General features: G+C 72.9%; 5 protein-coding genes and 1 pseudogene. 4 read left to right on the forward strand and 2 right to left on the reverse strand.

Features of this window, described 5'->3' with window-relative positions:
* Positions 1-185 precede the first annotated feature (185 nt).
* The 3 genes from ND748_RS21280 (at position 186) to ND748_RS21290 (ending at position 3585) form a co-directional block, all read left to right on the forward strand.
* Positions 186-1088 carry an AEC family transporter gene (locus ND748_RS21280; protein WP_251747753.1) on the forward strand — a complete coding sequence of 301 codons (903 nt, stop codon included), beginning with the start codon at positions 186-188 and terminating at the stop codon, positions 1086-1088.
* 332 nt (positions 1089-1420) lie between these two features.
* On the forward strand, positions 1421-2323 hold the full coding sequence (locus ND748_RS21285) for a 3-hydroxybutyryl-CoA dehydrogenase (RefSeq protein ID WP_308205684.1): 903 nt from the start codon (positions 1421-1423) through the stop codon (positions 2321-2323).
* 98 nt (positions 2324-2421) lie between these two features.
* A complete protein-coding gene (locus tag ND748_RS21290) occupies positions 2422-3585 on the forward strand; it encodes an acyl-CoA dehydrogenase family protein (protein WP_251747754.1) in 1164 nt (387 codons plus the stop codon).
* Positions 3586-3681: 96 nt separating this feature from the next.
* Here the strand turns inward: ND748_RS21290 and ND748_RS21295 are convergent, their stop codons facing one another.
* The gene (locus ND748_RS21295; protein ID WP_251747755.1) at positions 3682-5451 is read right to left on the reverse strand and encodes an LCP family protein; all 1770 of its coding nucleotides are present in this window, start codon (positions 5449-5451) and stop codon (positions 3682-3684) included.
* A gap of 377 nt (positions 5452-5828) precedes the next feature.
* Here ND748_RS21295 and ND748_RS21300 point away from each other — a divergent pair, with 377 nt between their 5' ends.
* Entirely contained in the window at positions 5829-6740 is a 912-nt protein-coding gene (locus ND748_RS21300) for a 2-hydroxyacid dehydrogenase (protein ID WP_251747756.1), read from the forward strand.
* Between the two features lie 86 nt (positions 6741-6826).
* Here the strand turns inward: ND748_RS21300 and ND748_RS21305 are convergent.
* Positions 6827-7024, reverse strand: a pseudogene (locus tag ND748_RS21305) (dihydroflavonol 4-reductase); the annotation flags it as partial.

Genomic DNA, 7024 nt, shown 5'->3' on the forward strand with positions numbered 1-7024 from the left:
CCCGCCGACCGGCTGACACCGAGGCCGGCCGCCCGCCCGCCGAACGGCTGAGCCGCCCGCCGACCGGCCGTGCTGCTCGGGGTCGGCTGAACTGCCCGGGGCCGGCTGAACTGCCCGGGGTCGGCTGACGTGGGCTGGCCCACGTGCGGCCTCTACCCGGTGGCGTCGACTGCCACGATGGCCGGATGTCCGCCCTGGTCGTCCTGCTGGTCGGCCTGGTCGCGGGCATCGTGGTCCGGCGCCGGCAGCGGCTGCCCGCCCAGGCCGCCTCGGTCGTCAACACCTGGCTGCTCGACATCGCGCTGCCGGCGCTCGTCCTCCGCGCCATGCACACCGTGACCTTCCCGGACAACCTCGCGCTCGTGGTGGCCGCGCCCTACCTGCTGTTCGTTCTGTCCACGGCGCTGTACCTGGTTGCGGCGCGGCTGATGGGGCTGTCCCGCCAGACGGTGACGGCCCTGATCGCCGCGACGGCGGTGGCCAACACCAGCTTCGTCGGCTTCCCGATGGTCACGGTCTTCTTCGGGGCGTCGTCGGTGCCCATCGCCGTGCTCGTCGACCAGCTCGGTTCGTTCCTGCTCCTCAACACCGTGGTGCTCGGCGCCGTCACGATCGTCGCCGGGGCGTCCCTGCCCCGGGCGGAGCTGGCTCGCCGCGTCCTGACCGCGCCGGCGCTGGTCGCCCTAGTGGCCGCGCTGATGCTACGGCCGGTGGCCTTCCCCGGCTGGCTGGACTCGGCGCTGGCCTCACTCGGCGCGACCCTCACGCCGCTCGCCCTGTTCTCGATCGGCATGCAGCTGGAGGTGCGGGCCGTCCGGCAGTGGTGGCGCGAGCTGGTGCTCGGCCTCGGCGTGAAGCTGATCGTCGCTCCCGCGCTGGTCGTGGGGGTCTACGCGCTGACCGGGACGCTCGGCGACCACGACGTGACGATCGCGTTGTTCGAGGCGGCGATGCCACCGATGGTCGCGGGCGCGCTCATCGCCGCCCGGCACGATCTCGCCACCCCGCTGCCCAGCCTGCTGGTGGGAGTCGGGGTGCCGCTGTCGTTCGCCACGCTGCCGGTCTGGTCGTTGCTGTTGAAGTCCTGACCTGGGACGACGTTCGTTCTGATGAGCGGAACAGGCGCACGGACTACGCTGGAACGCGGACATGGAAGCGGTGTCCGGAGCCGTCGCCCCAGCCGCCCGACGCCTCGTGGAAGCGGGCCGGGATCCGTTGCGCGCCGCCAGCGGTTGCCCCGCCACGCCCGGGTGGCCGGTCGGCGGGAACGCCTCGGTTCCAGCACCGTCGATGTCCCCCCGGCAGATCCGCGACCAGGCGAGCACGAGGAGAAATTTCGGTGGATGCGGTGCAGACAGCGGACCACGTCGCCCAGGCGACGGCCGCCGAGGTGACTGCCGCTCAGGTGACAGCCGCTCAGGTGACAGCCGCCCAGCAAGCCGCGACCGAGGCCGATCCGGGTGCCACGTTCACCCGCCTGGGCGTGATCGGGTGCGGGCTTATGGGCTCCGGGATCGCCGAGGTCGCCGCCCGCGCGGGCCTGGACGTCGCCGTCCGCGAGATCGACGAGCCGGCCCTGAGCGCGGGTCGCAAGCGGTTGACGTCCTCGCTCAACCGCGGGGTCCGCGGCGGCAAGCTGACCGAGGCGGACCGGGACGCGGTGCTCGCGCGGCTGACCTTCACCACCGATCTCGGCGACTTCGCCGACCGCGACGTCGTGATCGAGGCGGTCGCCGAGAACGAGCAGCTCAAGGCGGACATCTTCGGGGCACTCGACAAGGTCGTGACGCGGCCGGACGCGATCTTCGCCTCCAACACCTCGTCGATTCCGATCATGAAGCTGGGGATGGCGACGTCCCGGCCGGAGCAGGTCGTCGGCATCCACTTCTTCAACCCGGTGCCCGTCCAGAAGCTCGTCGAGATCGTCCCGTCGTTGCTGACCGCGCCGGCGACCGAGGCCGCCGCCGAGGGCTTCGTCACCGGCCGGCTCGGCAAGGAGGTGATCCGCTCGAAGGACCGGGCCGGCTTCGTGGTGAACTCGCTGCTCGTTCCCTACCTGCTGGCCGCGGTGCGGATGCTCGAGTCCGGCTTCGCCGTCGCGGACGACATCGACCGCGGCATGGTGCTCGGCTGCGCCCACCCGATGGGCCCGCTGCGCCTGTGCGACCTCATCGGCCTCGACACCGTCAAGGCGGTGGCCGAGTCGATGTACGAGGAGTTCAAGGAGCCGCTGTACTCGCCGCCGCCGCTGCTCATGCGCATGGTCGACGCCGGACTGCTCGGCAAGAAGACCGGCCGCGGCTTCCACAACTACGCGGCCTGAACCCCCAGGAGCGGCCTGAGCGCTGGGAACGGCCTTAGTCTTGGGGGCGGTCTTGACCCGCGCGCCACCCGAGGACCCGACGACCAAGGCGGCCTGCTGTGAATCCGAGCTTCGACCTGTACCAGCTCGCCGAGGAACACACCGCGCTACGGGAGGCGGTGCGCACGCTCGCCGAGAAGGACATCGCGCCGTTCGCCGGCGACGTCGACGAGCACGAGCGGTTCCCGGTCCAGGCCCGCGAGGCGCTCGACCGGGCCGGGTTCGCCGCGGTGCACGTCCCGGAGACCTACGGCGGGCAGGGCGCGGACTCGGTGGCCACCTGCATCGTCATCGAGGAGGTCGCCCGCGTCTGCGCGTCGAGCTCCCTGATCCCCGCGGTGAACAAGCTCGGCAGCATGCCGATCATCCTCGCCGGTTCCGAGGAGCTCAAGCGCCTCGTGCTGCCCTCCCTGGCCAGCGGCGAGGCGATGATCTCCTACGCGCTCTCCGAGCGGGAGGCGGGCTCCGACACCGCGTCGATGCGCACCCGAGCCCGTCTCGACGGCGACCACTGGGTCCTCGACGGCACCAAGACCTGGATCACCAACGCCGGCGTGTCGACCTGGTACACCGTGATGGCCGTGACCGACCCGCAGGCGACGAAGAAGGTCGACGGCATCTCCGCCTTCGTCGTGCACCGCGACGACCCCGGCTTCGAAATCGGCTCGAAGGAACGCAAGCTCGGCATCAAGGGCTCCCCCACCCGGGAGATTCACTTCACCGGCTGCACGATCCCCGCCGACCGCATCATCGGCGAGCCGGGCACCGGCCTGCGCACGGCGCTCGCCACCCTCGACCACACTCGGCCGACGATCGGTGCGCAGGCCGTCGGCATCGCCCAGGGAGCGCTCGACGCCGCCCTCGGCTACGTCAAGCAGCGCCGCCAGTTCGGCCGGGCGATCGCCGACAACCAGGCCGTCCAGTTCATGCTCGCCGACATGGGCATGAAGATCGAGGCGGCCCGTCACCTCGTCTACGTCTCGGCCGCCCGGGCCGAACGCGGCGAACCGAACCTCGGCTTCGTCTCCGCCGCCGCCAAGTGCTTCGCCTCGGACGTGGCGATGGAGGTCACCACCGACGCGGTGCAGCTTTTCGGCGGCGCCGGCTACACCCGCGACTTCCCGGTCGAGCGGATGATGCGCGACGCCAAAATCACCCAGATATACGAAGGCACCAATCAGGTTCAACGCGTCGTCATGTCCCGCGCGCTACTCACGGGCTAGTGCAGCTGCCGTTTTCCGCGACCCCGGCCATGAGCCGAAGCGTGAGCGCCGAAACGCCGCCGCCGTGGACGGGAACGGGCCGCCCGGCGGGCACGATCATTGGATGCAGGAGGCCACGGCCGTCGTGGTCGGCACGGCCGTCGGGCTCGTCGTCGCGGTCACCGCTGCCGGCTCGGCGGCCCCGGCGCTCGGGGCGGTGCTCGGAGTCGCGCTGCGCGGGGTGACGGCAGCGCCCGGCAGGGACGGCCCGGCGACGACGAGGCCGGAGCCCACCAGACTGGCCCGGCCGGCGTCACGCGAGGCTCCCGCCGACACCGACACCGAGGAGGCGGTGGAGGTGGCGGTGGGGGTGGGGGTGGCGCTCAGGGCGGTCCCGTCCGTGCCGGCGGCCGGCACGGTGGCCGAAGGGGTCACCCCGGGCTGCGGGATGACGCCCGGGGAATCGCCGGGATCGAGGCCGGCCCCCGGCGACGCCCCGGCGCTGTCGGCGTCCGCCGTGCTGCCGTCCTCGCCCATCGTGCGGGCGAAGAAGGCGCGCACGGCGTCGGGGTCGTAGAGGAAGTAGAACGCCGGATGGGCCACCTCCCCGGTGACCGGGATCGTCGCGAAGGTCACCGCACCGCTGTCCATGCCCCGCAGCCGGTCGGCGAGTCGGCGCAGGTCGGCGATATCGGTGCCGTTGTCGAGAACCGTCGACCGGGTGACGGCGCCGAGGAACGCGGCGAGCTTGGCGGGGCGCAGCAGCACGTCGCCGGAGGACACCTTGCGGAACACCGCGGCCAGGAACGCCTGCTGGCGGTGGATGCGGGACAGGTCGCCGTCGATGAATCCGTGCCGTTGGCGGACGAAGGCGAGGGCCTGCGCGCCGATCAGATGGTTGGTGCCCGGCTGCCCGACGAACCCGGAGCTGGGGTCGTTGAGGTTGGTCGCGTGGACCCGCCGGCCGTTGTCGAGGGTGACCGTCTCGACGTACGGGGAGGCGGTCAGGCAGACGTCCACCCCGCCGATGGCGGTGGTCATCTGCTGGAACCCGCCGAAGTCGATCTCGGCGTAGTGGTCGATGCGCACCCCGGTGAGCTGCTCCAGGGTCGCGACCAGCAGGGCCGGCCCGCCGCTGTTGAAGGCGCTGTTCACCCGGTCCCGGCGGGCCCGGTGGGCGCCGCCGTCGCCGTCGGTGTAGGCGGGGATCGGCAGGTAGAGGTCCCGCGGGATGGAGACGATCCGGGTCGTGCCGTCCGACGACAGGTGCGCGATCATCATGGTGTCCGAGCGAGCCCCGCCGACCTTCGCCGCGTCCGTGCCGGTCCGCACGTCGGAGCCGACGAGCAGCCAGTTCTCCGTTCCCGCCGGCACCGCCGGGGGCCGGGAGACCTCGACATGCGGCAGGGCGATGCTCGCCCGCGCGATCTTGCGGTCGTAGACGGTGAGGGCCACCCAGCCCGACACCGTCGTGGCGAGGACGGCGACGCTCAGCGTGGCCGCGAAGATGAGCGTGATCCGGGACCGCAGGCCACGGCGGCGGCCAGGACCACGCGCGGCCGGCTCACCCCCGGACCCGCTGCCCGGGTCCCCCGAACCACCCACCGGATCCCCGGGGCCGCCGGCGACCGGCCCGCCCGGGACGGCGGACAGCGGCGACGCGACGGGCCGGGTGGGCGTGACCGGGGACCCGCGATAGATCGGCGACGTCGCATCGTCGGTGCCGATCGCCGCACCGGCGGCCGGCGGTCTCGGCTCGACGGCCGTCCGAGGACCGATCGCCTCCTGCGCGGCGGGCCCGGCATTCCCTCGGGCAGCGGGTGGATTGGTCTGGCCTTCCGCGGACGGAACGTCACCGGAGGCGGGGGTGCGGGCCGGTCGCTTCACGTCGCCGCCCTCCCCGCCATGACGCCGGCGAAATGACCGGATAGGCCTACCACAATAAGCGGTATTTACCGGCCGTCGAACCCCTGGACCGGGCTATGTGACGACGGCCGCCCTTACCTGGGCAAATCCTGCACCGGCCGCATCATGTCGGCCACGCAGCCGGATCCCCCCGGACCGCCGGAGCGGGCATCCGCGTTCCTCGCCGACTCCCCGCCCCTCCGTGTCCGTTTTGTCCCGGCGGAACGGCAGGGCTTTCATCCCGACAAAAGACGGGGGACCGCGGCCCGCGGGCCCGTAACGCGTGGCCGCGGGGACGGGTCCGGGCCGCCGCTCTGGTACGACAGAAGGGTCAGACCAGCGCAGAACAGGGAGGCTTCTTGTCCAGACCCGTCCTCGTCCTCGTCCCGACCGACGGCGGCGTCACGGCGCTGTCGGCGGTCCCCGGGATCGAGCCGCTGCGGTACGACCCGGACGCCCCCCTGCCCGCGGCAGCCCGCGAGGCCGAGGTGCTGGTCGTGGCGGCAAGCGAGGTGCAGCCCCAGCTCGACGCGATGCGGGGTCTACCCAAGCTGCGCCTGGTGCAGACCATCAGCGCCGGCACCGACCAGTGGCACGGTCGGCTGCCGGCGGGGGTGGCCCTGTCGAACGCCCGGGGCGCACACGGCGGTTCCACCGCCGAATGGGCGGTGGGCGCGCTGCTCGCCCTCTACCGCGAGATCCCGCGGTTCCTCACCGACGCCGCCGCCGGCCGCTGGGAGCAACGACAGACCGGGACGCTCGCCGGCCGGCGGGTGCTCATCCTCGGCGCGGGCGATCTCGGCACCGCCCTGCGCCGGCGACTGGAACCGTTCGACACCGAGGTCAGCATGGTCGCCCGGCGGGCGCGGCCGGGCGTGCACACCCTCGACGAGGTGCCGGACCTGCTGGCGGGCCACGACGCCGTGGTGGTGATGCTGCCGCTCACCGACGAGCTGCGCGGCCTGGTCGACGCCGCGTTCCTCGCCCGTATGCCGGACGGCGCGATCCTGGTCAACGCCGCCAGGGGGCCCCATGTCGTGACAGCGGCGCTGCTGGCGGAGCTCGAGTCCGGACGGCTGCGGGCGGCGCTGGACGTCACCGATCCGGAGCCGCTGCCGCCCGACCATCCGTTGTGGCGAGCCCCGGGCCTGCTGCTCACCCCGCACGTGGGCGGCATGACCACCGGCGTGTCACAGCGGATCTGGAGCGTGATCGCCCGGCAGCTCGACCAGTACGTCCGCGACGGTCGACCGGAGAACCTCGTCAGCTGACCGAACAGCCTCACCGGCTGACCGAACAGTGTCGCCGGCTGACCGGTCAGTCTCGCCGGCTGGCCACCGGTGGGCGCGGGACCGGGTCAGGCGCGGTCGAGCTCCGCGAGGGTGCGGCGCAGCCCCTCGGCCAGCGAGGTCGGTTCCCAGCCGAGCTCGGTCCGGGCTCGAGTGGCGTCCGGGATCGCGTTCCACCGCAGGTAGTGGAGCTGGCCGCGGGCGAGCGGCGGCGGGCGGCGGGTCAGCCTGGCCACCGCCTCGCCGCCCGCGGCGAGCACCGAGGC

Source organism: Frankia sp. AiPs1, assembly GCF_023716945.1.
Lineage (GTDB): Bacteria > Actinomycetota > Actinomycetes > Frankiales > Frankiaceae > Frankia.

What these genes read in the sequence shown, in the direction of transcription:
- ND748_RS21280 (WP_251747753.1), top strand. Translation starts at nt 186, where the DNA reads ATGTCCGCCCTGGTCGTCCTGCTGGTCGGCCTGGTCGCGGGCATCGTG.